This is a genomic window from Streptomyces sp. bgisy159 (assembly GCF_057707805.1).
On record NZ_JBYIQX010000022.1, the window covers coordinates 80,238 to 107,032 of the forward strand.

Sequence of the window (26,795 nt, forward strand, 5' to 3'; positions counted from 1 at the left end):
ACGTACTCTGGAAGTCGCCAGGCCGCCCTCGTGGCAGGCGAGACGCATCCGGGAGGACGTAGAGGCCCTTGGGGCCGGCCTATGACTCAGACACCCACAGCTCAGACCCCCGCGCAGGAACCGGCGAGAGCCCAGATCACCGTTCCCGCCCAGCACCCCATGGTGACCGTGCTGGGATCCGGCGACTCCCTCCTGCGCGTGATCGAGAAGGCCTTCCCGGCGGCCGACATCCACGTCCGGGGCAATGAGATCAGCGCGGTCGGCGACCCGGCGGAAGTCGCCCTGATCCAGCGCGTGTTCGACGAGATGATGCTCGTGCTCCGCACCGGGCAGCCGATGACGGAGGACGCAGTGGAACGCTCGATCGCCATGCTGAAGGCGAGCGAGGCAGGGACGAGCGACGGCCAGGAGACCCCGGCCGAGGTACTGACGCAGAACATCCTGTCCTCGCGGGGCCGCACCATCCGCCCGAAGACGCTCAACCAGAAGCGCTACGTCGACGCCATCGACAAGCACACCATCGTCTTCGGCATCGGCCCCGCCGGCACCGGCAAGACCTACCTGGCCATGGCCAAGGCCGTCCAGGCCCTGCAGTCCAAGCAGGTCAACCGCATCATCCTCACCCGCCCGGCGGTCGAGGCCGGCGAACGCCTCGGCTTCCTGCCCGGCACGCTGTACGAGAAGATCGACCCGTACCTGCGCCCCCTGTACGACGCCCTGCACGACATGATCGACCCGGACTCGATCCCCCGGCTGATGGCGGCGGGCACGATCGAGGTGGCGCCGCTGGCATATATGCGGGGCCGTACCTTGAATGACGCCTTCATCATCCTCGACGAGGCGCAGAACACCTCGCCCGAGCAGATGAAGATGTTCCTCACCCGGCTCGGCTTCGACTCGAAGATCGTGATCACCGGTGACGTGACCCAGGTCGACCTGCCCGGCGGCACCAAGAGCGGTCTGCGGCAGGTGCAGGAGATCCTGGAGGGCCTGGACGACGTCCACTTCTCCCGGCTCTCGTCGCACGACGTCGTACGGCACAAGCTGGTGGGCCGTATCGTCGACGCGTACGAGAAGTACGACGACAAGCACGGCACTCAGAACGGCACCCACCAGGGCGGCCGGGGCGGCAGGGCCGGGCACAAGGGGAAGTAGAGAGCACGCACGACCATGTCGATCGACGTCAACAACGAGTCCGGCACCGAGGTCGACGAGCAGGCGATCCTCGACATCGCCCGCTACGCGCTCGCACGGATGCGCATCCACCCGCTGTCCGAACTCTCGGTGATCGTGGTGGACGCCGACGCCATGGAGCAGCTGCACATCCAGTGGATGGACCTGCCGGGGCCCACGGACGTCATGTCCTTCCCGATGGACGAGCTGCGCCCGCCGTCCAAGGACGACGACGAGCCCCCGCAGGGCCTCCTCGGTGACATCGTGCTCTGCCCGGAGGTGGCCGCCAAGCAGGGCGAGGACGCGCCGACCCGGCACTCCATGGACGAGGAGCTGCAACTGCTCACCGTCCACGGCGTGCTGCACCTGCTGGGGTACGACCACGAGGAGCCCGACGAGAAGGCCGAGATGTTCGGTCTGCAGGCGGCCATCGTGGACGGCTGGCGGGCGGAGAGGGGCCTGACCGGCCCGTCCCCGGCGCCCACTGTGTCATGACCCCGCAACTCGTGCTCGGCGCGACCGCCCTGGTCGTCGTCGCGTGGCTCGCCGCGTGCGCGGAGGCCGGCATCGCCCGGGTGTCCAGCTTCCGGGCCGCCGAGGCCGTGCGGACGGGGCGGCGCGGCAGCGCCCGGCTCGCCCAGGTCGCCGCCGACCCGACCCGCTATCTCAACGTGGCCCTGCTGGTGCGCGTGGCCTGCGAGATGGCGGCGGCCTCGCTCGTCACCTACATGTGCCTGGAGGACATCGACGGCACCTGGCAGGCCCTGCTCGCCGCGATCGGCGTGATGGTGCTGGTGTCGTACGTCGCCGTCGGGGTGTCCCCGCGCACCATCGGCCGCCAGCACCCGCTGAACACGGCCACGGCGGCGGCGTACGTCCTGCTGCCGCTGGCCCGGGTGATGGGCCCCATCCCGTCGCTGCTGATCCTCATCGGCAACGCGCTCACCCCGGGCCGGGGCTTCCGGCGCGGTCCGTTCGCCTCGGAGGCGGAGCTGCGGGCGATGGTCGACCTGGCGGAGGCCGAGTCGCTGATCGAGGACGAGGAGCGCCGCATGGTGCACTCGGTGTTCGAGCTGGGCGACACCCTGGTGCGGGAGGTCATGGTGCCGCGCACCGACCTCGTGGTCATCGAGCGCTACAAGACGATCCGGCAGGCGCTCACCCTGGCACTGCGCTCGGGTTTCTCGCGGATCCCGGTGACCGGGGAGAGCGAGGACGACGTCGTCGGGATCGTCTACCTGAAGGACCTGGCCCGCAAGACGCACATCAGCCGGGACGCGGAGAGCGAGCTGGTGTCGACGGCGATGCGGCCGGCGACGTTCGTGCCCGACACCAAGAACGCGGGCGACCTGCTGCGCGAGATGCAGCAGGAGCGCAACCACGTCGCCGTCGTGATCGACGAGTACGGCGGCACCGCCGGGATCGTCACCATCGAGGACATCCTGGAGGAGATCGTCGGCGAGATCACCGACGAGTACGACCGTGAGCTGCCGCCGGTGGAGGAGCTGGGCGAGGACCGGTTCCGGGTCACCGCCCGCCTCGACATCACCGACCTGGGTGAGCTGTACGGGCTGGAGGAGTACGACGACGAGGACGTGGAGACCGTCGGCGGCCTCCTCGCCAAGGCGCTCGGCCGGGTGCCCATCGCCGGGGCGTCCTCGCTGGTGGAGCTGCCGGACGGGCGGGCGCTGCGGCTGACCGCCGAGGCGGCGGCCGGCCGCCGGAACAAGATCGTGACGGTGCTGGTGGAGCCGGCCGAGCCGGTGGTGGCCCCGGGGAAGGAGTCCGGTCCGGAATGACCCCTCAGGAGTTGCGCGCCCTGTGTCTGTCCTTCAACGAGGCGGTGGAGGATTTCCCGTTCAGCCCGGAGGCCTCGGTCTTCAAGGTCCTGGGCAAGATGTTCGCGCTGAGCCGGCTGGACGCGCGGCCCCTGACGGTCAACCTCAAGTGCGACCCGGAGGACGCGGTCCGGCTGCGCGGTGAGCACGAGGGGCTGATCACCCCCGGCTACCACATGAACAAGCGGCACTGGAACACCGTCGTGGCCGACGGCGAGCTCCCGGACCGGCTGGTCCGGGAGCTCGTGGAGGACTCGTACGACCTGGTCGTGGCCGGTCTACCGCGAGCCGAGCGGCTCCGTCTCGACCGCTCCTGAGGCCGTGCGGCGGGTGCGCAGGCCGAGGCCCACCAGGACCGCCGCCGCCAGGACGATCGCCGCGTCCAGCGCCAGCACCAGGTGCACGCCCGCCAGCAGGCTGTCGGACGTGGTCGCGAGCACGCCGAGCAGCGGGATGCCGACGGTGATGCCGACCTGCTGGGTGGAGGTGACCAGGCCGGTGGCCAGGCCCTGCTCCTCGTCCGGGACGCCGGAGGTCACGGTCAGCCCGTAGGAGATGATCGCACCGAGGTGGCACATGCTGGCCAGCGCGACGGCGGCGGTGGCCAGCCACACCGACCGGCCGCCCTCGTCAAGGCCCAGCAGGGTGGCGATCAGCAGGCCCTGGCCGGTCAGGGAGGCGACCAGGGTGCGGCGGGCGCCGAGGCGGCCGATGACCTTCGGGGCGAAGGTGCCGGCGACCGCCGAGAGCAGGCCCTGCACACCGAAGACGAGACCGGTCCGGAACGCGGACAGGTCGAGGACCTCCTGCAGGTACAGGGTGAGGACGAAGACCACCGTGGACATCATGGAGAAGGTGACCAGGCCGCCCAGGTTGCCCCACGCCACCGTGCGGCGGCGCAGCATCGGCAGGGAGACCAGCGGGGCCGCGCTGCGGGACTCCACGACGGCGAACGCGGTCAGCAGGGCGAGGCCGGCGATCAGCGTGACGATCACGTCGGGGCGGGCGAAGCCGTGGTCGGCGGCCGTCGACAGGGCGTAGATCAGGGAGAGCAGTCCGCCGGTGACGGTGACCGCGCCGGGTACGTCCAGGCGGGGCCGCTCCGGGGTGCGGGACTCCGGCAGCAGGCCGGGCGCGAGCGGCAGGACGAGCACGGTGCACAGGGTCAGCAGGCCCATGGTGGAGCGCCACCCGAGCGCGTCGGTCAGGACGCCGCCCGCGATCATGCCGATGGTGAAGCCCAGGGAGAGCAGTGTGCCGGAGATGCCGAGCGCGCGGTCCCGGGCGGGGCCCTCGGCGAACGTCGTGGTCAGCAGGGACATTCCGGTCGGCACGATCGCCGCCGCGCCGAGTCCCTGCAGGGCTCGTCCGGTCAGGAAGGACGCCGGGTCCCAGGCGAGGGTGGCCAGCAGGGAGGCCGCGCCGAACAGCGCCAGCCCGGTGAGGAAGAGCCGGCGGCGGCCGAACAGGTCGCCGATGCGGCCGAAGAGCAGCAGGAAGCCGCCGGAGGGCAGCGCGAACGCGGTGACCGCCCACTGCAGCGCCGAGGTGGACATGCCGAGGTCGGTGCCGAGGGCGGGCAGTGCCACGGTCAGGACGGAGAAGTCCAGCGCGACCATGAACTGGGCCGCGCACAGGACGAACAGGACGAGCCTGTCGCGCGTCGACAGCCGGGGGGTGTCGGACGAGGGGGACAACGGGGAGGAGGAGTCGGGGTGTCGGGGGTCGGTGGGTCGGGTGTCGATCGCCATGCGGGAAGCCTGCGGCGGCCGGAACAATCCAGGGGAGTCGGAACTTATGGTGGTGGTGGCACCACCAGACACGCGAGGGGGAGCGACACGTGGCGGACGCGCTGACGACCGGACGGCGCAGTGAGCTGCGCGAGTTCCTCAGGAGCCGGCGGGCCCGGGTGACGCCGGCCGAGGCCGGGCTGCCCGACGGCGCGGGCCGGCGGCGTACGCCGGGGCTGCGGCGCGAGGAGGTCGCGGTGCTCGCCGGGGTGGGCGCGTCCTGGTACCAGTGGCTGGAGCAGGGCCGGGACATCTCCGTCTCGCCGCAGGTGCTGGACGCGGTGGCCCGCGTGCTGCGGCTGAGCAACGCCGAGCGGCGCCATCTGTACGTGCTGGCCGGGCTGAACCCGCCGGTGCCGGAGGTGGCGCCCGAGCAGCGGCAGGCCCGCTGCGAGGGGCTGCGCCGGCTGATCGACACGTGGATGCCGTATCCGGCGCACATCATGGACGCGTACTACCACTGCGTGATGTACAACGAAGCGGCCGGGGCGGTCCTCGGCATGCGGCCCGAGATCACCCAGAACTGCCTGGTCGACTTCTTCACCGACCCGATGTACCGCTCCCGTTCGCACAGCTGGGAGCGGAACGCCCGGACGGTGGTCGCCCAGTTCCGGGCGGTGGCCGGGGCGCGTCCCGACGACGGGGGCTACCGGGCTCTGGTGGCCGAACTGCGGTCGAAGAGCCCGGAGTTCGCGGCGATGTGGGAGGCGCGGGACATCGAGGACGCCGGGCAGATCCGCAAGGAGCTGGACCATCCGCTGGTCGGGCTGCTGGTCGTGGAGTCCACGGCACTGCGGGTGCCGGCCCGGCCGGACCTGACGATCGTGCTGCACACCCCGCTGGACGAGGCGAACACCGCGGCCAAGCTGGAGTGGCTGGCCACGCCGGAGGGCCGGCGCGGGGCGATGTACCAGGTGGCGGGGTGAGCGGGTGGCCGGCGGCGGGGCTCCGTATGCTCGGGGCATGACCGACAGCAACGCGCTTGACCCCGAGGACCGGAAGATCGTCACCCTGGCCCGTTCGGCCCGGGCCCGCAACGGGGTGCCCGAGGGGGCGGCGGTACGGGACGACACCGGCCGCACGTATGTCGCCGGCTCGGTGCACCTGGCGTCGCTGAGGCTGAGCGCGCTGCGGACGGCGGTGGCGATGGCGGTGGCGTCGGGGGCGAAGTCGCTGGAGGCGGCGGCGGTGGTCAGCGAGTCCGAGGGGGTGGCGCCCGAGGACCGGGCCGCGGTGGGCGATCTCGGCGGCCCGGAGACGCCGGTGCTGCTGGCGGGGCCCGACGGGACGGTACGGCTGACCGTGCAGGCCGGGGGCGCGGAGTAGGCCGGCGCCGGGGGCAGGCCGGCCCCGCGGAGTAGGCCGGAATTCAACCTTGTCGGGTCCGCTGCCCCGCGCATCAATGGAATGGTTGATTCCCGACGGACCGTCAGATCCGGCCCGGGGCCAGGTGACCGCACCCACCCCTCACGGGCCGGGGTCCGTCGTCGCGCACGGAATCCGGGAAGGGAGCCGGAACCCATGACAGGCAAGCGAACAGGAACAGGTGCGGCACTGCTGGCCGGGGCCCTCGCGGTCACCGGCCTCGCCCTCGCGCCCACGGCCGCGGCCGTCGCCCCCGACACGGCGACGATCACCGCGAGCTGCGGCATCTTCGGCGGCGGCGAGGCCACCCTCACGGCCACCCAGGACGGCACCGACGCCACCCTCACCCTCAGCTCGACCGCGATCACGGTGCCGCTGGCGCTCGGCGCGGACAGCATCCACTCCACCCTCACCCTGGTCCGGCCGGACGGCACCACCGCCGTCTTCGCCGGCACCGAGAACCCGGCCATGGCGGCCGGCGACCCGGTCACCGTCGGGCCGCTGCCCGGCACCGTGGCCTCCGGGGACAGCCTGGAGGCGTACGGCGGGTCGCTGAAGATGGTCGTCTTCGGCATCACCATCACCTGTACGGCGACCGGGCCGCAGGCGCCCGGACCGTTCGTCTTCGACTGAGCGCCCGCACCCTCGGCCGAACAGCTCCCGGATCCGCGCCCTGCCGCCGAAGGCTGATGGCACGTCATTTGACGGTTCATCAGTTTTAGGCGGCAGTTCCATTGACTTCTCACCTCCCCTCCACGTCAATGACCCCCGTCGGCGCAGAAGAGCCGCTGCGCCCGCATCCCTCAGGAGGGGAGACCATGGGTCCGACAACCCGAAGATCCCGTCGACGGCGCTGTGCGGCGCTGCTCGGGGCGGCCGCGCTCGCGGTCACCGCGGGCGGAGCGCTGGCGACCCCGGCCGGTGCCGCCGCGAACGCCTCCGCGAACGCCTCCGTGAACGTCGACTTCCCGACGCACTGCATCCCGCCGCCCGTCGCGGGACTCCCGCCGATCGACGGCACCACCACCGCGAAGATCGAGGTGGACAACGCCAGCCCCAAGGTCGGCGACACCGTCGGTGTGACCTACACCGTGGTCTCGCCCGCCGCCAGCAACCCCACCGACCTGGCGCTGCCCGCCGACATCATGACCCCGACCGGCAAGGTCGCCCTGGGTGGCGCGCAGACCGGCGCCGTCACCGTCACCGGACCGAGGAAGAACCCGCCGGTGCCCGGCCGGGGCGCCTTCCCGTCCTTCTCGATGACCGGCACCTTCACCGTCACCGCGCCCGGCGCGATCACTCTGTCGCCCGGCGACTACAACATCCACACCAGCTACATCCTGGAACTGGACACGCCCTGCACGGTGACCGACCCGCCCGCCCCGGTGTCGGAGACCGTCACGGCGGCCGACGACCCGCCCGCCAACACCCGGGCCATCTCCCTCGGCTCGGCCTCCGGCAGCCCGGGGGCGAGCGTCGTCGTCACCGGCAGCCACTTCACGCCGGGTGCCGCCGTCACCCTCGCCGGCCGGTCCGGGTCCGCCCAGACCGCGGACACCGCGACCGTGACCGCCGACGCCCAGGGAGCCTTCAGCGGCTCGCTCGTCGTCAACGACCTCACCACCACCGGTGTCGTGGCCTACGAGGGCGGCGCGTGGTCCGCGGACAAGGGCGCCGGGCCCGTCGCGTACGTCGTCGTCGACGACACTCCCGTGCCCGCGAACAGCCAGAAGCTGACGGCCACCGTGAAGGCGGGGACGCTGTCCATGTCCCAGGCCGGGGACTCCGTCGCCCTGACCGCCGTCGACTTCGGTGAGGGCGGTGCCGCCACCGGCGCGCTGCGGAGCGTGACCGTCAAGGACTTCCGCGGCGGTCCCGCGGGCTGGTCCCTGACCGGCAAGGTCACCGACTTCACCGGACCCGGCGCCACCGTCCCCGCCGGGAACCTGAGCTGGACACCCGCCTGCGCCACCGAGGCGGGCAGCCCCAGCACCTGCCGGGCCGGCTCCGCGGGCACCGTGGGCAGCGCGGGAGCCACCCTGGCGTCCGCCGCCGACGCCGCGCTCACCGGCGGTGAGTTCACCGCCGACGCCCGGCTCTCCCTCGACGTACCGGCCTTCACGCCCCCGGGCGGCTACGCCGGCGTCCTGACCCTCACCCTCACCTGACACCCAGTCGACCAAGGCCGGGCGCCCCGCCGTGCAACCCGGGGCCGCACCCGCCCGACCTGCCCGACGCCCCTGGGGGGTCCGCACCCATGCGTACGCCGCACCGCCTCCTCCTGAGCCTGCTCCTCCCGGCACTGTTCCTCGCCGCCCCCGGCACCGCCCGCGCCGCCGACAACGGCAGCTGGTCCGTGCGGCCCGTCTCCTCGGCCGTCGCCGCGCGGCCCTACTTCCAGATCGCCGCCGACCCCGGCCAGACCGTCCGGGACGAAGTGGTCGTCACCAACAGGACTGCCGGCCCGCTGACCTTCCGGCTGTACGCCGCCGACGCCTACAACACCCCCCGCGACGGCGGCTTCGCCGTGCGCGGCGCGGAGGAGCCCATGCGGGCCGTCGGAGCCTGGGCACGGCCCGCGAAGGACCGGATCACCGTCCCCGGGCACGCCTCCGTCACCGTGCCGTTCACCCTCCGGGTGCCCGAGGACGCCGAGCCCGGCGACCACCCCGGGGCGATCGTCGCCCTCGACGAACGGACGGAGAAGGCCGCCGCGGGCGGTGTCGCCCTCGGCGTCCGGCGGGCCGTCGGCGCCCGGGTGTACCTCCAGGTCAGCGGCCCCGCCCTGCCCGCGCTCACCGTCGAGGACGTACGGATCGTCCAGCACCGGCCGCTGGTGCCCGGCCTCGGCGGCAGCACGGCGACCGTCCACTACGTCCTGCGCAACACCGGCAACGTCACCCTCGCGCCCCGGGTGCGGCTGACGGCGCGCGGACTGTTCGGCCGCACCCTCCTCGACCGCGACCTGACAAAGGTCCCCGCCGAGCTGCTGCCGGGGCAGAAGGTCGAGCTCAGCGAGGTGTGGCGAGGCGCGCCCCAGCTGGACCGGGGCCGGGTCACCGTGACGGCCGCCGCGCGGGACACCCGCGAGCGGGCCGGCGCCTCGTTCCTCGCGGTGCCGTGGCTCGTGGCGGCGGTCGTCCTGGCGCTCGCCGGCGCGGCCGGGGCGCTGGGGGTCAGAGCGCGTCGGGCCCGCGCTCGCCGGTCCGTACCCGCACGACCGTCTCCACCGGCACGGCCCACACCTTCCCGTCCCCGATCTTCCCCGTCTGCGCGGCCCTGACGACCGCGTCGATCACGGGCTCCGCGTCGGCGTCCTCCACGACGACCTCGATGCGGACCTTCGGTACCAGGTCCACCTGGTACTCGGCGCCGCGGTACACCTCGGTGTGGCCGCGCTGCCTGCCGTACCCGCTGGCCTCGGTCACGGTCAGGCCCTGCACACCCAGCTCCTGCAGGGCGGTCTTGACCTCGTCGAGGCGGTACGGCTTGACGATGGCGGTGATGAGCTTCATGTCTGGCTCTTGACCTTCTGGGCGCTGGGGACGACGGAGTGGGCGGTGACCGGGGCACCGTGGCCGAGGACGCCGTGATCGTATGCCGTCTCGGCGTGCACCGTAAGGTCGAGGCCGGTGTGCTCCTCCTCCTCGCTCGCCCGGAAGCCCATCACCTTGTCGATCAGCTTGGCGATGCCGTACGTCACGGCGAAGACGTACGCCGCCACGGCGAGCACGGCGACCGCCTGCTTGCCGAGCTGGGCGAGCCCGCCGCCGTAGAACAGGCCCTCGGCGCCGCCGGTCATGGCCCGCTCGGCGAACAGGCCGATCAGCAGGGTGCCGATGACCCCGCCGACGAAGTGGACGCCGACGACGTCCAGGGAGTCGTCGTAGTTCAGCTTGAACTTCCAGCTCACCGCGTAGCTGCACACGACTCCGGCGGTGAGGCCGACGACGAGGGCGCCGAGCAGGGAGACCGAACCGCAGGACGGGGTGATCGCGACCAGACCGGCCACCGCGCCGGACGCGGCGCCCAGGGTGGTCGGGTGGCCGTCCCGCTTCTGCTCCACGAACAGCCAGCCCAGCAGGCCGGTGCAGCCGGCGGCGAGGGTGTTGAGGAGGGCGGCGGCGGCCAGGCCGTTGGCGCCCAGGGCCGAACCGGCGTTGAAGCCGAACCAGCCGAACCACAGCAGGCCCGCGCCCAGCACCACCATCGGCAGGTTGTGCGGCCGCATGGCGTCCTTCTTGAACCCCAGCCGCGGGCCCAGCACCAGCGCCACCGCGAGACCCGAGGCACCCGAGGTGATCTCCACGGGCAGGCCGCCCGCGAAGTCCAGGGCGCCGAGGCGGGTGAGGATCCAGCCACCCGGCCCCCACGTCCAGTGCGCCACCGGAACGTATACCAGCAGCGTCCACACCGGTACGAAGACCAGCCACGCGCCGAACTTGGCGCGGTCGGCGATCGCGCCGCTGATCAGTGCCGCCGTGATGATCGCGAAGGTCAGCTGGAAGGTGGCGAAGAGCAGGGTCGGCACCGTGCCCTGCACGCTGTCCGGTCCGACGCCGGACATCCCGGCGAGGTCCAGGCCGCCGAGGAGACCGCCGCCGATGTCGTCGCCGAAGGCGAGCGAGTAGCCGCAGACCAGCCAGACCACGGTGACGAGCGCGATCGACACGAAGCTCATCATCAGCATGTTCAGGACGCTCTTCGCGCGGACCATGCCGCCGTAGAAGAGAGCCAGTCCCGGGGTCATCAGCAGCACGAGGGCGGTGGCGGCGAGCAGCCAGGCGGTGTCGCCGGTGTCGACGCTTGCGGCGGCGAGGGTCACGGTCGTCTCCAACGGTGCGGGGGCTCGTCAGAGGGTCACCGGCGCGCGTTTCCGCTCGCGTACGGGTGTGTTTCCGAGACGTTTCGTTGCGGGCGGGTTTCCGGAAGCTCACGGGGGGACGGGCGGTGCGGCGGGGCTCCGTGGATCAGGGAGAATGGGGGCCATGAGCGTTCGCAGCCAGTCATCCAAGCCGTCGGAATCCTCGGGGGCACCCCATCGCGCCGGCTTCGCCTGCTTCGTGGGCCGCCCCAACGCGGGCAAGTCCACCCTCACGAACGCTCTCGTCGGCAAGAAGGTCGCGATCACCGCGAACCAGCCGCAGACGACGCGGCACACGGTGCGGGGGATCGTGCACCGGGAGGACGCCCAGCTGATCCTCGTCGACACCCCGGGGCTGCACAAGCCGCGGACGCTGCTGGGCCAGCGGCTCAACGACGTCGTACGCACCACCTGGGCCGAGGTCGACGTGATCGGCTTCTGCCTGCCGGCGAACGAGAAGATCGGCCCCGGCGACCGCTTCATCGCCAAGGAGCTCGCGGGGATCAAGAGGACCCCGAAGGTCGCCGTCGTCACCAAGACGGACCTCGTCGACTCCAAGACCCTGGCCGAGCAGTTGATCGCGATCGACCAGCTCGGAAAGGAGCTCGGCTTCGAGTGGGCGGAGATCGTGCCGGTGTCGGCGGTCCAGGACAAACAGGTGGACCTGCTGGCAGACCTGCTCGTCCCGCTCCTGCCGGAGGGCCCCGCCCTCTACCCCGAGGGCGACCTGACCGACGAGCCCGAGCAGGTCATGATCGCGGAGCTGATCCGCGAAGCCGCGCTGGAGGGCGTCCGCGACGAGCTGCCGCACTCCATCGCGGTCGTCGTCGAGGAGATGCTGCCCCGCGAGGACCGCCCGGCCGACAAGCCCCTCCTCGACATCCACGCCTTCGTCTACATCGAACGCTCCAGCCAGAAGGGCATCGTCATCGGCCCCAAGGGCAAGCGCCTCAAGGAGGTCGGCATCAAGTCCCGCCGCCAGATCGAGGCCCTGCTGGGCACGCCGGTGTTCCTCGACCTCCACGTCAAGGTCGCCAAGGACTGGCAACGCGACCCCAAGCAACTCCGCAAGCTGGGCTTCTGACCGTCCCCGCCGCCGGTGGGCACAGGGGAGCGCCGGCATGCCACCGCGACCCGTGATGGTCAAGATCAAGGCCGTCAGCACCCGGCGGTCGGCCGGGTCCGGTCGCCGTCGCGAAGACCGTGCCGGACGGTGTCCACCCCGTGTCGGTCAGGGCGACGTTCCCTGGGCATGCCTGACCGACCCCAACGCGTCTGCGCACGTTCACAGCGGACGAGCCCGGAGGGGTAGCGGTGTCGGATCGGGTGCCAGGGACCGGAACGCGGACTGTCAGGGCGGGTCCGCGTTGCCGGGGTCAGGGTCTGGCGTGGTCAGATCGGGAATCGCCATGTGTCGTCCGGAGACAGCAGGTGACTGCCTGCGGGCGAGAGTTCCGCGCGCATCGTGTGAAGAGGGAACCGGTTGTTCTCTTCCCACTTGCGGCGGACTCGTTCCAGGTCATCCCAGAGCCGGCGGGGTCCGCCCTGGTGGACCAGTGGCGTTGGCCCGTCCTCGGCACGCGCCCATGCCCCGTCCGCAGCGAGCAACCACACCACCCGCCGCCCGTCGTTCGGGTACGTGGCCGCTCGGGTCTCGACTCCGGGCGTGTCCAGCTCGTACAGCCACCGGAGCGGCCATTCCTGCCACAGGTCGGGAACCGGACCGTCCGGGGGCCGCACGTCCTCGCCCTCCCTCACACGGGCGGACACGAACACGCTGTTCAGCTTGGCCGGGTAGTCCGCTTCCTGCCGGGTCTCCATGAACGTTGCCGGATCGGGCTGGACCGTGCCGCGTGCGATGCCGTCCGTTCCCATGTCCGCCGTGATGAGTAGGGCGGTGTGGGCAATCGTCGTGACCAGCCGTCCGCCGGGACGGAGCGCACGCAGCCATGACGGAGGGACGGGCCGTACGGAGACAGTCGCCATGATGCGGTCATACTCCGCATCGGGAAGTTCCCCGGTGGCGTCGATGGCTTCCACGCGCGGCGTGCGTCCGAACTCGGCGAGGCGGGTCCGGGCTGCCTCCACCAGGTACGGGTCCACGTCCGCACTCGTCACGTTCTCGTCCCCGAAACGGTGAGCGAACAGAGCGGCGGAGTACCCGGAGCCCGTACCCACGTCCAACACCTTGTGGCCGGGCTTCACGTCGAGTCGGTGCGCCATGGACACGATGAGCCCCGGCAGGGTGCTGGACGACGTGGGGTCGCCCTTCCCGCGTTCACCGGGGGTCGCGTGGTCGGCGTGCGTGGGACCGACGCGGGTAACCAGCGTCTCATCCGTGTACGCGGCGTGCAGCCGCTCGGCGGAGTCCTCGGGGAAGTCCACCAACGCCCATTCCTGCGTCGGGCTGTCCGGGATGCGCTGCCACCAGCGGGGGACGAGCCGGTGACGGGGGGTGTTGCTCACGGCTTCGTGCCACGCGGGGGCGTCGGCGGTCACTTGGTCGGCAAGCACTTTGGCGGCTTCGGTCCACGGGTGCGCTTCGGTCATGCGGGCTCTCCTTGCAGGGCATCGGCCATGGCTTCAACGAGCGGCACGCCAGCCCTGACAGCGAGCCAGTGCCATTGACCGTTGGGGTTCACCTCGAAGAACACCCAACGTCCGTCCGGCGTGACGGCGAAGTCCAGCGCGCCGAAGAACAAGCCGAGTTCGTCCATGAGTTGGCGGACCCCCTTCTCTACCTTCGGGGGCATGTCCACCACTTCGTATCGGTGGGACTGGTAGTCCGTCCGCCAGTCGAGCCGTGCGGCTTCACTGTCCGTATGGATGGCCACGGGGAACATGCGCTCCCCGATCGCGGTCAAGCGCACTTCGTACGCTTTGTCCACACGCTCTTGGAACAGATGGGCGGTGCTGCTCACTCCGTCGTCCACCTCGTCCGCGGAGACGAGCGCCACGGGGAGGAACTGCCGCTTCCCCTCCGGGCCGAGCACGCCACCGCCGAGCCCCTTGTACACAACCGCGTCCTCCCCCATGAACGTGCGGGCGTGCTCGGGGTCAGATGTGATCACGGAGCGGGGTACGTCCAGCCCGCAGCGAGCGGCAACCGCCAGTTGAACGGGCTTGTAGTTCGCGGCAGCATCCTTGCTCGGATGGTTGACCCACCGCACGGGCAGGGAACCGAGCACGCCGAGCAACCCGGAGCGCGCTTCCGAGACCGCGAGGGCGCGAGCGTGTCCCGGCCAGTAGCCCGGTGTGCGGAACTCGTTGGGGCGTCGCCACCACACCGACTTGACGGACTCCAGGCGGACCGTACGGGAGCCGGTGAGAGGCCCCGTCCAGCCGTTCCCGGTGAGGGAGACGGCTAGACGGGAAGCGGTCGGGAAGTCAGCAGTATCGAACCTGACGACCTGTTCACCGCGATTCACCAGCTCCTCAACCACTGCATCGGCGGTGAGATCGTTCCGCCCGGTCAGGATGAGGATGGATGGCATGTCAGTACAGGTCGGTTCCGGAGTCGGAGCCGGGAGCCGAGCCGTCACCGTTGCTGGTCTCGGTCTGCGTCTCGGGCATCTCGGCCGTGATCGCGTGCCACGGGTTACCCTCGGCGGAGACGTTGAGCTGAAGCTCCTCGCTGTAGGTGATGACCGGTTCTTCGCTGTTCGTCGGAGCCGGCGAGACCAGGTGCCGGACCCCGAACGGAACGGACGTAGCCGCTGCGGTGTTCATACTGCGTTCCTCCTGTGTAGCCAGTTCTTGCGGTGTGGGTGGTGCTCGTCGTGCTCCTACAGAACCGGTCGGCTGCCGGACCGTCACGCACGACAGCCGACCGGGGTTGAGCCCCGCCCCCTGCCACAGAGCGAGTCGCGGCTCCGTGCTGTCCTGGTCCGGGTCCTATGTGGCGAGGGCGGGAGTATCAGCGCGCTACGCCCACGGGTCCGCAGCGAGGACGTACAGGGGGTGCGACAGTCCGCCGATTCGGTGGGCTATCGGCTCGGGTGTCACCTGGTCGGGCTCGTCGGCGGGGAGCCGGACCGGCCAGACGGACCGGGTGTACGTGCAGTCCGTGTCCGGAACCTTGACGAACAGCGGGTGCCCGCCCTTGATGTGCTCGCGTGCCTCGCGTTGCTCGTCCGGGGCGGTAGCCCACATGCGGAGTTCCGCGGGGCAGTCCGGGACGGGGACGGTTGCCGCGCGCATGGTCGGCTGTACCCACGCCGAACGGTGCGGGTCGGGGTCGAGCCGGTCCGCAATGCGCAGTGCCTCGCCGCGGAGCCATCGGAGCACCAGCACGGGGGAAATGCTCTGCGTGGTGCCTAAGACGTACGGCACGGTCTCGCCCGTGCCGTACACCGGGCCTTCCGCGCGTACCTCTGCCCAGTAGCCCGCCGGGTCCGGTCTGTCGTTCATACCGGGCACCCCCGCCACATGACCCACGGGCGTTCGATCACTTCGGCATAGCTGGTGTGCTCGGGGTGCTCGCGCATGTGGTCGAACGCCCACGTCTGCGGCTCGGTCGGGTCCTCGCTCGCGGGAGACTCCGCGGCACACTCGGTGTCGTCCTCGGTGAGCGTGAGACACCGGAACGCGTAGGTGGTGGGCGGGGCGTCGTCGTCCTGGTCCGGGCGCAACGTCCAGTCGGCGAACGCGAACATGCGACGGGTCGTAGTGGTCACAGCCGTTCACCCCGGCTCCGGGCGTTCACGCGGGCGGTCTCCGCGTGCAGACGCTCCATCGGGTCCGCGGGGCGCACGCGTCTGGGCTCGGCCTCCCACTCGATCCCGCCACCGATGGGGCGTAGTGACCAGTACGGGCCTGCGACCCCGCAGAACTCTCCGACACGGTTACAGCTCGTGTCCATCATCAGCACTCCCACGGAGGGCGGTACCGACTCTGCACTCACTCGCCCATCCCCTTCCGCCGCGACCTGGGCTGTTCGCTCCAGGTAACCGCGTGATCACCCCCGGCGGTACTGTTGGGAAGCGCACAAGGATTAAGAGCGTTAAGCGATTAGCGCAGTCGTGCATGGGGAGTTGAACGTCCGTGGGCACCAGCGAGCCGAACACAGCGTTAGAGCGTCTGTTCCGCGAGACCGGGTGGACGCTGCGGCAATGCGCGCAAGCGATCAACCGGATTGGAACCGAGCGCGGCACCCCGAAGCAGTACCGCGCACCTTCCGTTCACCAGTGGTTGAGCGGCAGCGTTCCGCGCGAGGATGCCCGGTCGCTGATCTTGGAAGCGTTCGCCCGACGGCTTGGGCGACCCGTCACGTACGCGGAAGTTGGCTTCCCGGCCCCTGACAGCGGGACGGAGGCGACACCATCCGGCACGGTAGACGGGGTCATTGATCTTGGAAGGCTGGACATGGACCCTTCCCGCCGTAGCGTGCTGAGCGTCGCTCTCTTCTCCGTTGCACTGACCGTCCCCGAGTGGCCAGACGTGGTGGGGCGGATTGAGGCTGCTCAAAAAGGCACGCGAACCCGTATCGGCATGTCCGACGTGCACACGGTTTCCGCCATGACGGAACAGCTCTCGTCCATGGATGACCAGTTCGGGGGCCGCACCGCTCGTCCGCTCGCCGCAACCTTCCTCGTCAACACAGTTGCCCCGTTCCTGCGGACGGACGGTCCCGAGGACGTGCGGAAAGCCATGATGTCCGCGGCTTCCGATCTCTGCTATCTCACCGGATACATGGCTGTTGACGAGGGGTTGCACGGTCTCGCACAGGGCTACTACCTCAAAGCGCTAGAGCTTGCGGGAGCGTCGGAAGACCACTTGACGTACTGCACCACGCTCCGCGGCATGAGCGTGCAAGCCGTAGACCTGGGCCAAGGGCCGATGGCAAAGCGGCTCGCCGATGCTGCCGCGGCATCCTCACCTCAGGCTGGTCCGCGGATGCGCGCCTTCCTCTCTGGCCAGCAAGCGCACGCCGCCGCGCAGATTGGGGACCGGCGGTCCGCACTCATGTACTTGCAGGAAGCCGAAGTGGCCATGGATAAGGCGGAGTCTCGCGGGAAGGTGTTCGGCTCGTACGACCCCGCATCGCTCAACTACCACACCAGCCAAGTGCGCTTCGAAATGGGCGACGTGCACGGAGCTGTTGCTGCCATGCAGGAATCGGATCGGCTTCGGTGCAGCATCTATCGACGGACGCGCGTCAAAGAACGGGCGATCCTCGCCGAGCGACAACTATCCGTGGGCCACCTTGAGGCCGCGTGCCAGACGTGGGGGCTCGCGCTGGACGATTACCCCCTAGTCAACTCGGGCCGTATCGACAAGCGCATGACGGATATGCTCAACCTGATCCGGCCGCACATCCGCAACCATGATGCGCAAGCTCTGTACGAGCGGGCTCGTACGGTTGTCCGTCCCGAGCTGGTCCCGGCATAGCAAAAGCCCCGCCACCCCCCCCGTTCGGGAAGCATGACGGGGCGATGGCTGCACGTCCGCGATCGGAAAGAGAGTCCACAGAAACGCTCTGATGGGCCATGCGAGTCTTTTCCCTCCCTGCCGTTTTTTGCGGCTCGGGGAGGGGGCCACCCCCTGGTCGGGGGCTCGGGCGAACGAGGACGGACCCGCTCGGCAGCCCAACCGCCCGGCTGATGCTTCGCGGTCTCACGGTTATGAAACGACGTGCACAGCGGACGGAGCCAAGACCACGCGTCCGGGTCGGACACGCCCCGAGCGACCAGCGAACGGCGCGACTCGGGGAAGTGGTCAGCCACCGTCGCCGGCTTGCTGCACAACGCGCACCACGGATGCGCAAAGGGGGCAGGTTGGGAGACCCCGAGGGCCACGAGTTCTGCGTGCTCACCCTGTCCTGACGCGAGGCCCGGCCTACCCCCGCTGAGCGCGCAGCACCCCCCGCAGCCACGCGTACGACGCCTTCGGGGTCCGCTCCAGGGTCGCTCGGTCCACGTGGACCAGGCCGAAGCGGCGGGCGTAGCCCTCGGCCCACTCGAAGTTGTCCATGAGGGACCAGACGAAGTAGCCGCGTACGTCGACGCCCGCGTCGATCGCACGGTGCAGGGCGCGGATGTGGCCGTCGAGGAAGGTGATCCGGGCCTGGTCCTCGACGCCCTCGTAGGAGCAGCCGTTCTCGGTGATGACGATCGGCGGGAGGCGGTCGCCGTAGCGGTCGTGGAAGGCGGTGAGGAGTTCGGTGAGGGCCTCGGGGACCACCGGCCAGCCGAAGTCCGTGACCGGCACGCCCTCGATCTCCCGCACGGAGAAGGGGAGTTCGGCGGGCATCCGGACCCCGCCGAAGTCGATCTCCGTGCCCTGGGGGGCGCCCACCCGTGTCGGGGCGTAGTAGTTGACGCCGTAGAAGTCGATCGGCTCGGCGATGGTCTTCAGGTCCGCCTCCACCTCCCCGGGCATCAGCTCCGCGATGCCGTCCGGGTAGCGGCCCAGCAGTACCGGGTCGGCGAACAGCCGGTTGAGCAGCAGGTCGTAGAAGTCGGCCGCCTCGACGTCCGGCTGCTCCCGCGACGCCGGCCAGGTCGGGCCGTGGGAGTTGGCGATCCCGACGTCCGTGGCGCCGGCCGCGCGCAGCGCCTGGACGCCGAGGCCGTGGGCGAGCAGCTGGTGGTGGGCGGCCGGCAGCGCGTCGAACAACAGCCGTTCGCCGGGCGCGTGAGTGCCCAGCGCATGACCCAGCAGGGTGTGCTCGGCGGGCTCGTTCAGCGTGATCCACTTGCTCACGCGGTCCCCGAGCCGGTCGGCGACGAGCGACACGTACTCCGCGAAGCGGGCCGCCGTGTCGCGGCGCAGCCAGCCGCCCGACTCCTGGAAGGCGGCCGGCAGATCCCAGTGGTAGAGCGTCACGACCGGCCGGACGCCCGCCGCGCACACCTCGTCCACCAGCCGGTCGTAGAAGTCCGCGCCGCCCTCCGAGCGCGTCCGGGGCCAGGAGACGGAGAACCGGTAGGCGTCCACGCCCAGGTCGGCGAGGAGCGCCACGTCCTCGCGGTAGCGGTGGTAGTGGTCGCAGGCCACGGCCGCCGTGCTGCCGTCCTTCACCCGTCCCGGGCCGTCCGTGAACACGTCCCACACGGACCGCTCGCGCAGGTCGGCCGCGCCCTCGATCTGGTGGGCGGACGTCGACACGCCCCACAGGAAGCCGGCCGGGAACGGGGGGATCGCGGGCGTCGGGATGCGCGCGCCAGTCGTGTCAGTCGCCATGCGCGGATCATCGGTACCGCCGGTAACAGAAGTCAACGCCCCCGCGCCGGCCGCGTGTTACGCGCCTTCCTTCAGCACCCGCGAGATCAGCTCGCGCTGCTCCTCGGTGAGCCGGGGGTCCGCGCAGTACACGGTCGTCCCGTCCACCGTGAGCTCGTACGCGAAGCCGTCCGGCACCCCGGCCGGAGGGCTGCCCCGGCCGTCGGCCACCGCCCGCTGGGCCAGGGCCTCCCACTCGCGCGCGTCGGGACGCCCGCAGGTGTCCACCTCCGCGTGCCGCTCGATCCCCGCGAACCCGCCCGTGCGCCGCACTTCGATACGCATGGGTCCTGTCTAGTACGGAGTCACAGGATCTGCACCCCCACCTGCTCCCAGGCCTTCTCCACCGCCTGGAACTCGTCGGTGCCGTCGCCGAAGCGCTCGCGGGCCGCCCGGACGGTCAGCGTGGCGAAGTCCGCGAACAGGGCCCGCTCCTGCAGCTCCCCGCCGGTGAGCACGTCGTACCAGATGCGGCCCGCCTTCTCCCAGGCGTGCCCGCCGATGGCTGTCGCCACGAGGTAGAACGCGTGGTTGGGGATGCCGGAGTTGATGTGCACCCCGCCGTTGTCGCGGCCGGTGCGCACATAGCCGTCCATGGTCGCGGGCTGCGGGTCCTTGCCGAGGACGTCGTCGTCGTAGGCGGTCCCCGGCGCCTTCATGGAGCGCAGGGCCTGCCCGGTGACCGCCGGGGCGAGCAGTCCGGCGCCGATCAGCCAGTCGGCCTCGGCGGCGGTCTGGCCGAGCGTGTACTGCTTGATGAGCGAGCCGAACACGTCGGACATCGACTCGTTCAGGGCGCCGGACTGGCCGTAGTAGGTCAGGTTGGCCGTGTACTGGGTGACGCCGTGGGTGAGTTCGTGGCCGATGACGTCGACGGGCAGGGTGAAGTCGAGGAAGATCTCGCCGTCCCCGTCGCCGAACACCATCTGCTCGCCGTTCCAGAAGGCGTTGTTGTAGTCCCGGTCGTAGTGGACGGTGGCGTCCAGGGGCAGGCCGTCGCCGTCGACGGAGTGCCGGCCGTACTCCCGCAGGAAGAGGTCGAAGGTGGCGCCGAGGCCGGCGTAGGCGCGGTTGACGGTGGCGTCCGGGCCGGCTTCCTCGCCCTCCCGGCGCGCCGGGGCGCCGGGCAGGTCGGTGCCGTGCCCGGCGTCGTAGACGGTGCGCAGCGGCTGGTCCGACGGCGCCTTCGCGGAGGGCGCGGACGCGAGCCGGAACTCGGTGGTCACCTGGCGCCGGCCGCGCAGCGCGTTGTCCCGGGCGAGGGTGCGCCGGGCGGGTCCGGAGCGGGCGGGGTCGTCGCTGCGGGCCAGCTTGTCGAGGACGTGGGGTGGTACGACGGTGCAGAAGACGGGCTCTCGGCCCCCGTTGGTCGTCATGTTTCGCACCATTGCACTCCGTGACGTGACTGTCACCACCCGCAACCATGATTGGTGAAACAGACCGACTCGCCCCCCTGGTTGCCGGGCTCCAGTGGTATGACGCACTTTTTGCCCCTCTTGTCCGCGCGGTCCCGCATACTGATACAGGCCCGCGCGCACCGGACGGCTTCGCTAGGCTGCGGAGCACCATGCGTATCGGGCTGCTTCTCCTTAGCTGCCGCGGCGAGGGCCTGTAGTCGAGGCCGACCCCCTCCCCGCGGAGCTTGGCGTTGCGTCGTCGGCCGTCCGTCCGGACACCCTGAGGAGCCCGAAGCATCATGGCCAACCGCCAGCAGCCCAGCCCCATGCCGATCCACAAGTACGGCCGCTACGAGCAGGTCGACCTCCCGGGCCGCACCTGGCCGGAGCAGCGGATCACCGCCGCTCCCCGCTGGCTCTCCACCGACCTGCGGGACGGCAACCAGGCCCTGATCGATCCGATGACGCCCGAGCGCAAGCGCCGGATGTTCGACCAGCTGGTCAAGATGGGCTACAAGGAGATCGAGGTCGGCTTCCCCGCCTCCGGCCAGACCGACTTCGACTTCGTGCGCTCGATCATCGAGGAAGAGGGCGCGATCCCGGACGACGTGACGATCTCCGTGCTGACCCAGGCCCGCGAGGACCTGATCGAGCGGACCGTCGAGTCGCTGAAGGGTGCCAGGCGGGCCACCGTCCACCTGTACAACGCGACCGCCCCGGTCTTCCGGCGCGTGGTCTTCCGCGGCTCCAGGGACGACATCAAGCAGATCGCCGTCGACGGCACCCGCCTGGTGATGGAGTACGCCGAGAAGCTGCTGGGTCCGGAGACGGAGTTCGGCTACCAGTACAGCCCCGAGATCTTCACCGACACCGAGCTGGACTTCGCCCTGGAGGTCTGCGAGGCCGTCATGGACGTCTGGCAGCCCGGCCCCGGCCGCGAGATCATCCTGAACCTGCCGGCCACGGTCGAGCGTTCCACGCCGTCCACGCACGCCGACCGCTTCGAGTGGATGGGCCGCAACCTCTCCCGCCGCGAGCACGTCTGCCTGTCGGTCCACCCGCACAACGACCGCGGCACCGCCGTCGCCGCCGCCGAACTGGCGCTGATGGCCGGCGCCGACCGCGTCGAGGGCTGCCTGTTCGGGCAGGGCGAACGCACCGGCAACGTCGACCTGGTCACCCTGGGCATGAACCTGTTCTCGCAGGGCGTCGACCCGCAGATCGACTTCTCCGACATCGACGAGATCCGTCGCACGTGGGAGTACTGCAACCAGATGGAGGTCCACCCGCGCCACCCGTACGTGGGCGACCTGGTCTACACGTCCTTCTCCGGCTCCCACCAGGACGCCATCAAGAAGGGCTTCGACGCGATGGAGGCCGACGCGGCGGCCCGCGGCGTCACCGTCGACGACATCGAGTGGGCCGTGCCGTACCTGCCCATCGACCCCAAGGACGTCGGCCGCTCCTACGAGGCCGTCATCCGCGTCAACTCGCAGTCCGGCAAGGGCGGCATCTCCTACGTCCTGAAGAACGACCACAAGCTGGACCTGCCGCGCCGGATGCAGATCGAGTTCTCGAAGATCATCCAGGCCAAGACGGACGCCGAGGGCGGCGAGATCACGCCGAAGGAGATCTGGGCCGTCTTCCAGGACGAGTACCTGCCCAACCCGGGCAACCCCTGGGGTCGCATCCAGGTCAAGAACAACCAGTCGACGACGGACACCGACGGCGTGGACACCCTCACCGTCGAGGCGACCGTCGACGGCCAGGACACGGTGCTGACCGGTTCCGGCAACGGCCCGATCTCGGCCTTCTTCGACGCGCTGGAGTCCATCGGCCTGGACGTACGCCTGCTGGACTACCAGGAGCACACGATGAGCGAGGGCGCCTCCGCGCAGGCCGCCTCCTACATCGAGTGCGCCATCGGCGACAAGGTGCTGTGGGGCATCGGCATCGACGCCAACACCACCCGCGCCTCGCTGAAGGCGGTCGTCTCCGCCGTCAACCGCGCGGCACGCTAGCGCCCGGCGGCTCCCCGCGCCCTTCCCGCGGGCGCGGGGGCACCGCCGGATACCGGCCAATCCTTGTGCAGGTCACGGAGAGGTCTCGTTCTGGGTGATGACTCCGCCTCCCCGATGTGGCTAACATCACGCAAGCGCGGCGATGTTGCCGTGGGGTTACGGAGGTGCGACGTGCTGCCAGTACGGGGACGAGACGGCCGTGCCGCCAGGCATGCGCGCATCCTGGGCACCCGCACCGCGTGGACGCCCGTGGGCGACGGGGAGTTCTTCTGCCCCGGCTGCGGCGGCGACCGCAACTACCAGCGGCTCACCGGACGGCGGCGGTTCACCCTGCTCGGTGTGCCGGTGCTGCCGCGCGGGGAGACCGGGCCGGTCGTGGAGTGCGCGGCCTGCCGCCGCCACTTCGGCACCGACGTCCTCGACCACCCGACGACGGTCCGGTTCTCCGCGATGCTGCGCGACGCCGTCCACACCGTCGCCCTCGCGGTCCTCGCCGCCGGCGGCGCCTGCGCCCGCCCCGCTCTGGAGACCGCCGCGGCCGCGGTGCGCCTCGCCGGCTTCCCGGACTGCACGGAGGAGCAGCTCGCCACCCTCGTCGAGGCCGTGGCCGCCGACACCGGCCGCGCCTACGACGCGCCCTGCGGGCCCGGCCTGGCCATAGAGCTCCACGAGGCCCTCGACCCCCTCGCCCCGCACCTCGCCGCCATCGGCCGCGAGTCGATCCTCCTCCAGGGCGCCCGCATCGCCCTCGCGGACGGCCCCTACACCCCCGCCGAACGCGAGGTCCTCACCACCGTCGGCACCGCCCTCACCATCCACCCGGACGACGTCCCCCGCCTCCTGGCAGCAGCGGCCCGCACTCCGTCCTGACCACGCCGCTCCGTCCCGGACCGCACCCTGGACCCGGCCTCACACCAGCACCGGCGTCACGCGCCCCGACTAGTACAGGCCCCGCTCCGGGCTTCGGCGCCTAGAGCAGCCCGGCCGTCTCCAGGGTCGTGCGGACCCGTGCCGTCTCCTCCCGCGACAGCGGGATCTGCGGGGCGGCCGTGGCCGGGCAGGCGATGACGCCGAGGAGGTGCAGGGCCGTCTTGAAGGCGCCCAGGGCGGCCGAGGTGGGGCCCATACGGGCGGGGGAGGCGGCGTGGACGACGCGGTACAGCGCGGCCAGGCGCTCCTGCTCGGCGCGGGCCGCGGCCCAGTCCCCGGCGCGGCACAGGCGGTGCAGGCGGACGTAGCCGACGGGGTCGACGTTGGCGAGGCCGGGCACCGCGCCGTGGGCGCCGGCGGCGAGGGCGCAGTCGACGAGGAGTTCGGAGCCGGTGAGCACGCTGAAGGCCGGAACCCCGCGGGTGCCGGTGACGATGTCGCGGAAGGCGGCCAGATCGCCGCTGGAGTCCTTCAGACCGGCAAGGACACCCTCCGCCGCCAGGTCCAGGACCACCTCGGCGGGCAGCTTGGCGCCGGTGGCGGACGGCAGGTCGTAGGCGAGCACCGGCACCGGGCTCGCCGTCGCGGCCAGCCGGAAGTGCGCGGCGGTCTCGGCCGGGCCGACGCGGGCGTAGAACGGCGAGATCACCACCACCGCGTCCGCCCCGGCCGCCGCGACCGACGCGATGTGCTCCCGGACGCGCGGTGTCGTCATGTCGATCGCCCCCGCCAGGACGGGGAGCCGGCCGGCCACGTGACCCGTGACCGTGCGGACCACCAGCGCGCGCTGCGCGTCCGTGAGGAACGCCGCCTCCGACGACGTCCCGAGCACGAAGAGGCCGTCCACCCCGCCCGCGACCAGGTGGTCGACCAGCCGCAGCAGCGACTCCACGTCCACCTCGCCCTCCGGTGTCAGGGGCGTGCAGACGGGCGGGACGACACCGGTGAGCGGGGCGGGGAGCGGCATGGGACTCCTAGGGCCTAGGGAAGGGTCTTCTCGTACGTCCTGTCCTTGTCCGAGTCGTAGACCAGCTTGCCCGAGGAGTCGTACCCCTTGATGTGCGGCGCGAGGGTGACCTGCCGGTGGAGCGTTCCGGTGGCCACGAACCAGCCATGGTCGAGTACGGCGGTGGCGGAGCCGTCGCCGTAGTCGACGGTCACCCGGGCCACCGACGGCTCGACCGTGCCGATGAGCCCCCAGCGGAACGGCAGCCGCCAGTGGCCGCGGTCGAGGAACGACTGCTGGTACAGCTTCCCGCTGTTGATGTCCGCCGCGACCGGCGGCAGGTCCGGGCCGGCGGCGCCGCCCCCGCTGGTGTTCATGCCGGTGATCTCGCCGTCCTTGACGGTGCAGATCACCCGGATCTGCTGGGGCCGTTCCCGGACCGCGACGACGAAGTGGCCGTCGCCGGGGGTGTTGGAGTCGCCGGTCGCGCGCATGGCCAGCAGGATCCGGTAGTCGGCGGCCCGGCCCAGGTCCGGCCGGGTCCCGGCCTTCGGTGCCGGGAGGGACCGGTCGTTCGCCAGGCACTTCTCCAGGTCCCCGGCCGCCTGCTCGAAGGTGACGCCGTCCAGCAACTGACCTTCAGTCGCGGGGCGTTGCGGTTCGGACGGGTCCGCCGACGCCGTCCCGGCCGGGGTCCCCGCAGTGGTCCCGGCCGAGGTCTGCGGGGCGCTGACCGACGGCATCGATGCCGCCGTGTCAGCGCCCCGTCCCCCGTTCCCCCCGGCCATGGCGTACGCCCCCACCGGCAGCACGGCCAGCGCGGCCAGCGCCGCGCCGGCCACCGCCGTCCTGCGGCGCCGCTCCACCACACCGCGCCGCCGGATCGCCGGATACGGCGCCGGCGAGGGCTGGATCGCGTACGCGTCCTCGGTGAGCAACTCCCGCAGCCGCTCCTCGAAGTCGTCGCCCCGGTCCTCGGTCTGCCGCACCTCGTCGGGTGTCTCGCTCACCGTCCACCTCCCTGCCCGGACGCGCTCACGGCCGGGGCCAGCCCCGGGAACGCGCGCAGCTTCGCCAGCCCCTTGGAGGCCTGGCTCTTGACCGTGCCCGCGGAGCAGCCGAGCACCTCGGCCACCTCCGCCTCGGAGAGGTCCTCCCAGTAGCGCAGTACCACCACGGCCCGCTGCCTGGGCGGAAGTCCGGCCAGGGCGGCGAGCAGCGTGCCGCGCTCGTCGACCCTGCGCTGCCCCTCGTCCCGCGACGCCACCTCCGGCGGCGCGTCGGTCAGCGACTCCCTGACCCGCCGCTTGCGGAAGCGGTCGCTGTTGCAGCTGACCAGCATCCGCCGGACGTACGCCTCCGGGTTGTCGGTCCGCGCCACCCGCCGCCAGGACCGGTAGGCCTTCGCCAGCGCGGTCTGCGTCAGGTCCTCGGCGTCATGGACGTCGCCCGTCAGCAGATAGGCGGTCCGCACCAGCCGCGACCACCGCGCCCTGACGAACTCCTGGAACTGGCCTTCCAGCCCGTCGTGCATCCAGCACCCCCTCCTCGCCCTCCAGACCACCGCGTGGGACGAACGGGTTGCCCGGGACGCGGAATTCCTTTCGAGAGCGGGGCGGACGGGCGGAACCGGTTGTCGTCGCCTCCCGGTCACCGGTCGAATGGGTCCGTGACCGACGAGACGGCGACGGGCTGGCGGGCGGGGGAGCCCGGGGTGCTGAGGCTGCCCTCCGGGCGGCTGGTGCGGGGCCGGGGGCTGCGCCGCCCGCTCGATCCGGCGGCCCCCCTCCCGGCCTACGGCGTGTACCTGCTCGGCAGGCCGCCCCCCGCCCTGCCCTGGGACGCCCACTGGCTGCGCTGGCCCGACTTCCGGCTGCCGGCCGAGCGCGACCGGGCCCCGGCGGTGCTGCGCGAGGCGTGGCGGCGCTGCGCCGACGAGCGGGTCGAGATCGCCTGCGGCGGCGGCCGCGGCCGCACGGGCACCGCCCTGGCCTGCCTCGCGGTCCTCGACGGGGTGCCGCCCGAGGAGGCCGTGGCCTTCGTGCGGCGCCACTACGACCGGCGCGCGGTGGAGACCCCATGGCAGCGGCGGTACGTGCGACGGTTCCCGTCGGCCGGGTGAGCGCCGAGGGAGTGCCGGGTGAGCGGCGAGGGAGTGGCGGGGAATGGCGGGTGAGCGGCGGGAGCCTGCCTGACCAGCGCCGGATGAGGTCTGGGCGGGGTCGGGTGAGAGCCGGGTGGGGGCCGG

The 26,795-nt window shown here is 71.4% G+C and carries 29 protein-coding genes; 14 read left to right on the forward strand and 15 right to left on the reverse strand.

The window, feature by feature from the left end:
- Positions 1 to 81: 81 nt before the first annotated feature.
- From AC3ET3_RS21580 to AC3ET3_RS21595, 4 genes are read left to right on the forward strand one after another with little or no spacing between them, the layout of a single operon-like run.
- Complete coding sequence (locus tag AC3ET3_RS21580) at positions 82 to 1,155, forward strand: PhoH family protein (protein WP_432137480.1); 1,074 nt, start codon at positions 82 to 84, stop codon at positions 1,153 to 1,155.
- Positions 1,156 to 1,170: 15 nt separating this feature from the next.
- The gene (gene ybeY, locus AC3ET3_RS21585) at positions 1,171 to 1,668 is read left to right on the forward strand and encodes an rRNA maturation RNase YbeY (protein ID WP_432137481.1); all 498 of its coding nucleotides are present in this window, start codon (positions 1,171 to 1,173) and stop codon (positions 1,666 to 1,668) included.
- Positions 1,665 to 2,972 (forward strand): hemolysin family protein, encoded by a 1,308-nt coding sequence (locus AC3ET3_RS21590; protein WP_432137482.1) that lies wholly within the window; start codon positions 1,665 to 1,667, stop codon positions 2,970 to 2,972. Before ybeY ends, AC3ET3_RS21590 begins: the two co-directional genes overlap by 4 nt.
- The gene (locus tag AC3ET3_RS21595) at positions 2,969 to 3,328 is read left to right on the forward strand and encodes an MmcQ/YjbR family DNA-binding protein (RefSeq protein WP_432137483.1); all 360 of its coding nucleotides are present in this window, start codon (positions 2,969 to 2,971) and stop codon (positions 3,326 to 3,328) included. The genes AC3ET3_RS21590 and AC3ET3_RS21595 overlap by 4 nt, the downstream gene beginning before the upstream one ends.
- Here the strand turns inward: AC3ET3_RS21595 and AC3ET3_RS21600 are convergent.
- Positions 3,290 to 4,762: an MFS transporter gene (locus AC3ET3_RS21600; RefSeq protein ID WP_435612674.1), complete on the reverse strand. Its 1,473-nt coding sequence runs from the start codon at positions 4,760 to 4,762 to the stop codon at positions 3,290 to 3,292. The genes AC3ET3_RS21595 and AC3ET3_RS21600 overlap by 39 nt on opposite strands.
- Positions 4,763 to 4,851: 89 nt before the next feature.
- Here AC3ET3_RS21600 and AC3ET3_RS21605 point away from each other — a divergent pair, with 89 nt between their 5' ends.
- The 5 genes from AC3ET3_RS21605 (at position 4,852) to AC3ET3_RS21625 (ending at position 9,449) form a co-directional block, all read left to right on the forward strand.
- Positions 4,852 to 5,727 carry a helix-turn-helix transcriptional regulator gene (locus AC3ET3_RS21605; protein ID WP_435612675.1) on the forward strand — a complete coding sequence of 292 codons (876 nt, stop codon included), beginning with the start codon at positions 4,852 to 4,854 and terminating at the stop codon, positions 5,725 to 5,727.
- Positions 5,728 to 5,764: 37 nt separating this feature from the next.
- The gene (locus AC3ET3_RS21610) at positions 5,765 to 6,127 is read left to right on the forward strand and encodes a cytidine deaminase (protein ID WP_435612676.1); all 363 of its coding nucleotides are present in this window, start codon (positions 5,765 to 5,767) and stop codon (positions 6,125 to 6,127) included.
- A gap of 195 nt (positions 6,128 to 6,322) precedes the next feature.
- Positions 6,323 to 6,799 carry a hypothetical protein gene (locus AC3ET3_RS21615; protein WP_432137487.1) on the forward strand — a complete coding sequence of 159 codons (477 nt, stop codon included), beginning with the start codon at positions 6,323 to 6,325 and terminating at the stop codon, positions 6,797 to 6,799.
- 185 nt (positions 6,800 to 6,984) lie between these two features.
- Positions 6,985 to 8,334 (forward strand): beta-xylosidase, encoded by a 1,350-nt coding sequence (locus AC3ET3_RS21620; RefSeq protein ID WP_435612677.1) that lies wholly within the window; start codon positions 6,985 to 6,987, stop codon positions 8,332 to 8,334.
- A gap of 89 nt (positions 8,335 to 8,423) precedes the next feature.
- Positions 8,424 to 9,449: a WxL protein peptidoglycan domain-containing protein gene (locus tag AC3ET3_RS21625; RefSeq protein ID WP_432137489.1), complete on the forward strand. Its 1,026-nt coding sequence runs from the start codon at positions 8,424 to 8,426 to the stop codon at positions 9,447 to 9,449.
- On the opposite strand, the gene AC3ET3_RS21630 is transcribed toward AC3ET3_RS21625, so the two are convergent.
- Together AC3ET3_RS21630 and AC3ET3_RS21635 are read right to left on the reverse strand one after the other, a co-directional pair.
- Positions 9,343 to 9,681, reverse strand: a complete 339-nt coding sequence (locus AC3ET3_RS21630; protein WP_432137490.1) for a P-II family nitrogen regulator — start codon at positions 9,679 to 9,681, stop codon at positions 9,343 to 9,345. The two genes, AC3ET3_RS21625 and AC3ET3_RS21630, sit on opposite strands and share 107 nt — an antisense overlap.
- Positions 9,678 to 10,991, reverse strand: a complete 1,314-nt coding sequence (locus AC3ET3_RS21635) for an ammonium transporter (protein ID WP_432137491.1) — start codon at positions 10,989 to 10,991, stop codon at positions 9,678 to 9,680. The genes AC3ET3_RS21630 and AC3ET3_RS21635 overlap by 4 nt, the downstream gene beginning before the upstream one ends.
- Before the next feature lie 154 nt (positions 10,992 to 11,145).
- Between AC3ET3_RS21635 and era the strand changes: the two genes are divergently transcribed.
- Positions 11,146 to 12,114, forward strand: a complete 969-nt coding sequence (era, locus tag AC3ET3_RS21640) for a GTPase Era (protein WP_432137492.1) — start codon at positions 11,146 to 11,148, stop codon at positions 12,112 to 12,114.
- Between the two features lie 308 nt (positions 12,115 to 12,422).
- Here era and AC3ET3_RS21645 read toward each other — a convergent pair whose 3' ends face one another.
- The 6 genes from AC3ET3_RS21645 to AC3ET3_RS21670 all read right to left on the reverse strand — a co-directional run bounded on the left by AC3ET3_RS21645 (position 12,423) and on the right by AC3ET3_RS21670 (position 15,894).
- Positions 12,423 to 13,580 (reverse strand): methyltransferase domain-containing protein, encoded by a 1,158-nt coding sequence (locus tag AC3ET3_RS21645; protein WP_432137493.1) that lies wholly within the window; start codon positions 13,578 to 13,580, stop codon positions 12,423 to 12,425.
- Positions 13,577 to 14,524, reverse strand: a complete 948-nt coding sequence (gene tgmB, locus AC3ET3_RS21650) for an ATP-grasp ribosomal peptide maturase (protein ID WP_432137494.1) — start codon at positions 14,522 to 14,524, stop codon at positions 13,577 to 13,579. The genes AC3ET3_RS21645 and tgmB overlap by 4 nt, the downstream gene beginning before the upstream one ends.
- Before the next feature lies 1 nt (position 14,525).
- A complete protein-coding gene (gene tgmA / locus AC3ET3_RS21655) occupies positions 14,526 to 14,759 on the reverse strand; it encodes a putative ATP-grasp-modified RiPP (protein ID WP_432137495.1) in 234 nt (77 codons plus the stop codon).
- A gap of 195 nt (positions 14,760 to 14,954) precedes the next feature.
- Positions 14,955 to 15,440, reverse strand: a complete 486-nt coding sequence (locus tag AC3ET3_RS21660) for a hypothetical protein (protein ID WP_432137496.1) — start codon at positions 15,438 to 15,440, stop codon at positions 14,955 to 14,957.
- On the reverse strand, positions 15,437 to 15,706 hold the full coding sequence (locus AC3ET3_RS21665; protein WP_488187263.1) for a DUF7848 domain-containing protein: 270 nt from the start codon (positions 15,704 to 15,706) through the stop codon (positions 15,437 to 15,439). Before AC3ET3_RS21665 ends, AC3ET3_RS21660 begins: the two co-directional genes overlap by 4 nt.
- Complete coding sequence (locus AC3ET3_RS21670; RefSeq protein WP_432137527.1) at positions 15,703 to 15,894, reverse strand: hypothetical protein; 192 nt, start codon at positions 15,892 to 15,894, stop codon at positions 15,703 to 15,705. The genes AC3ET3_RS21665 and AC3ET3_RS21670 overlap by 4 nt, the downstream gene beginning before the upstream one ends.
- 179 nt (positions 15,895 to 16,073) lie before the next feature.
- Here AC3ET3_RS21670 and AC3ET3_RS21675 point away from each other — a divergent pair, with 179 nt between their 5' ends.
- Positions 16,074 to 17,420: an NsdA family TPR-like regulatory protein gene (locus AC3ET3_RS21675; protein WP_432137498.1), complete on the forward strand. Its 1,347-nt coding sequence runs from the start codon at positions 16,074 to 16,076 to the stop codon at positions 17,418 to 17,420.
- Between the two features lie 447 nt (positions 17,421 to 17,867).
- Here the strand turns inward: AC3ET3_RS21675 and AC3ET3_RS21680 are convergent, their stop codons facing one another.
- From AC3ET3_RS21680 to AC3ET3_RS21690, 3 genes are read right to left on the reverse strand one after another with little or no spacing between them, the layout of a single operon-like run.
- On the reverse strand, positions 17,868 to 19,214 hold the full coding sequence (locus tag AC3ET3_RS21680; RefSeq protein ID WP_435612678.1) for a GH1 family beta-glucosidase: 1,347 nt from the start codon (positions 19,212 to 19,214) through the stop codon (positions 17,868 to 17,870).
- Between the two features lie 57 nt (positions 19,215 to 19,271).
- Complete coding sequence (locus AC3ET3_RS21685) at positions 19,272 to 19,538, reverse strand: protealysin inhibitor emfourin (protein WP_435612679.1); 267 nt, start codon at positions 19,536 to 19,538, stop codon at positions 19,272 to 19,274.
- Positions 19,539 to 19,558: 20 nt separating this feature from the next.
- Positions 19,559 to 20,629, reverse strand: a complete 1,071-nt coding sequence (locus AC3ET3_RS21690; RefSeq protein ID WP_432137501.1) for a M4 family metallopeptidase — start codon at positions 20,627 to 20,629, stop codon at positions 19,559 to 19,561.
- A gap of 320 nt (positions 20,630 to 20,949) precedes the next feature.
- Here AC3ET3_RS21690 and leuA point away from each other — a divergent pair, with 320 nt between their 5' ends.
- Together leuA and AC3ET3_RS21700 are read left to right on the forward strand one after the other, a co-directional pair.
- On the forward strand, positions 20,950 to 22,671 hold the full coding sequence (gene leuA / locus AC3ET3_RS21695) for a 2-isopropylmalate synthase (protein WP_432137502.1): 1,722 nt from the start codon (positions 20,950 to 20,952) through the stop codon (positions 22,669 to 22,671).
- Positions 22,672 to 22,842: 171 nt separating this feature from the next.
- Positions 22,843 to 23,541, forward strand: coding sequence for a TerB family tellurite resistance protein (locus tag AC3ET3_RS21700; RefSeq protein ID WP_432137503.1), 699 nt, complete (start codon positions 22,843 to 22,845; stop codon positions 23,539 to 23,541).
- Positions 23,542 to 23,641: 100 nt separating this feature from the next.
- On the opposite strand, the gene AC3ET3_RS21705 is transcribed toward AC3ET3_RS21700, so the two are convergent.
- From AC3ET3_RS21705 to AC3ET3_RS21715, 3 genes are read right to left on the reverse strand one after another with little or no spacing between them, the layout of a single operon-like run.
- Positions 23,642 to 24,568 carry a dihydrodipicolinate synthase family protein gene (locus AC3ET3_RS21705; RefSeq protein WP_432137504.1) on the reverse strand — a complete coding sequence of 309 codons (927 nt, stop codon included), beginning with the start codon at positions 24,566 to 24,568 and terminating at the stop codon, positions 23,642 to 23,644.
- Between the two features lie 14 nt (positions 24,569 to 24,582).
- The gene (locus AC3ET3_RS21710; protein WP_432137505.1) at positions 24,583 to 25,557 is read right to left on the reverse strand and encodes a hypothetical protein; all 975 of its coding nucleotides are present in this window, start codon (positions 25,555 to 25,557) and stop codon (positions 24,583 to 24,585) included.
- Positions 25,554 to 26,081, reverse strand: a complete 528-nt coding sequence (locus AC3ET3_RS21715; protein ID WP_432137506.1) for a SigE family RNA polymerase sigma factor — start codon at positions 26,079 to 26,081, stop codon at positions 25,554 to 25,556. Before AC3ET3_RS21715 ends, AC3ET3_RS21710 begins: the two co-directional genes overlap by 4 nt.
- Before the next feature lie 135 nt (positions 26,082 to 26,216).
- Between AC3ET3_RS21715 and AC3ET3_RS21720 the strand changes: the two genes are divergently transcribed.
- On the forward strand, positions 26,217 to 26,669 hold the full coding sequence (locus tag AC3ET3_RS21720) for a protein-tyrosine phosphatase family protein (protein ID WP_435612680.1): 453 nt from the start codon (positions 26,217 to 26,219) through the stop codon (positions 26,667 to 26,669).
- Positions 26,670 to 26,795 lie beyond the last annotated feature (126 nt).

Coding starts and splice junctions, on each gene's coding strand:
- AC3ET3_RS21580 (WP_432137480.1), top strand. CDS start 82: ATGACTCAGACACCCACAGCTCAGACCCCCGCGCAGGAACCGGCGAGA.
- ybeY (WP_432137481.1), top strand. CDS start 1,171: ATGTCGATCGACGTCAACAACGAGTCCGGCACCGAGGTCGACGAGCAG.
- AC3ET3_RS21590 (WP_432137482.1), top strand. CDS start 1,665: ATGACCCCGCAACTCGTGCTCGGCGCGACCGCCCTGGTCGTCGTCGCG.
- AC3ET3_RS21595 (WP_432137483.1), top strand. CDS start 2,969: ATGACCCCTCAGGAGTTGCGCGCCCTGTGTCTGTCCTTCAACGAGGCG.
- AC3ET3_RS21600 (WP_435612674.1), bottom strand. CDS start 4,762: ATGGCGATCGACACCCGACCCACCGACCCCCGACACCCCGACTCCTCC.
- AC3ET3_RS21610 (WP_435612676.1), top strand. CDS start 5,765: ATGACCGACAGCAACGCGCTTGACCCCGAGGACCGGAAGATCGTCACC.
- AC3ET3_RS21615 (WP_432137487.1), top strand. CDS start 6,323: ATGACAGGCAAGCGAACAGGAACAGGTGCGGCACTGCTGGCCGGGGCC.
- AC3ET3_RS21620 (WP_435612677.1), top strand. CDS start 6,985: ATGGGTCCGACAACCCGAAGATCCCGTCGACGGCGCTGTGCGGCGCTG.
- AC3ET3_RS21625 (WP_432137489.1), top strand. CDS start 8,424: ATGCGTACGCCGCACCGCCTCCTCCTGAGCCTGCTCCTCCCGGCACTG.
- AC3ET3_RS21630 (WP_432137490.1), bottom strand. CDS start 9,681: ATGAAGCTCATCACCGCCATCGTCAAGCCGTACCGCCTCGACGAGGTC.
- era (WP_432137492.1), top strand. CDS start 11,146: ATGGGGGCCATGAGCGTTCGCAGCCAGTCATCCAAGCCGTCGGAATCC.
- AC3ET3_RS21645 (WP_432137493.1), bottom strand. CDS start 13,580: ATGACCGAAGCGCACCCGTGGACCGAAGCCGCCAAAGTGCTTGCCGAC.
- tgmB (WP_432137494.1), bottom strand. CDS start 14,524: ATGCCATCCATCCTCATCCTGACCGGGCGGAACGATCTCACCGCCGAT.
- tgmA (WP_432137495.1), bottom strand. CDS start 14,759: ATGAACACCGCAGCGGCTACGTCCGTTCCGTTCGGGGTCCGGCACCTG.
- AC3ET3_RS21660 (WP_432137496.1), bottom strand. CDS start 15,440: ATGAACGACAGACCGGACCCGGCGGGCTACTGGGCAGAGGTACGCGCG.
- AC3ET3_RS21670 (WP_432137527.1), bottom strand. CDS start 15,894: ATGATGGACACGAGCTGTAACCGTGTCGGAGAGTTCTGCGGGGTCGCA.
- AC3ET3_RS21680 (WP_435612678.1), bottom strand. CDS start 19,214: ATGGCGACTGACACGACTGGCGCGCGCATCCCGACGCCCGCGATCCCC.
- AC3ET3_RS21685 (WP_435612679.1), bottom strand. CDS start 19,538: ATGCGTATCGAAGTGCGGCGCACGGGCGGGTTCGCGGGGATCGAGCGG.
- AC3ET3_RS21690 (WP_432137501.1), bottom strand. CDS start 20,629: ATGACGACCAACGGGGGCCGAGAGCCCGTCTTCTGCACCGTCGTACCA.
- leuA (WP_432137502.1), top strand. CDS start 20,950: ATGGCCAACCGCCAGCAGCCCAGCCCCATGCCGATCCACAAGTACGGC.
- AC3ET3_RS21705 (WP_432137504.1), bottom strand. CDS start 24,568: ATGCCGCTCCCCGCCCCGCTCACCGGTGTCGTCCCGCCCGTCTGCACG.
- AC3ET3_RS21715 (WP_432137506.1), bottom strand. CDS start 26,081: ATGCACGACGGGCTGGAAGGCCAGTTCCAGGAGTTCGTCAGGGCGCGG.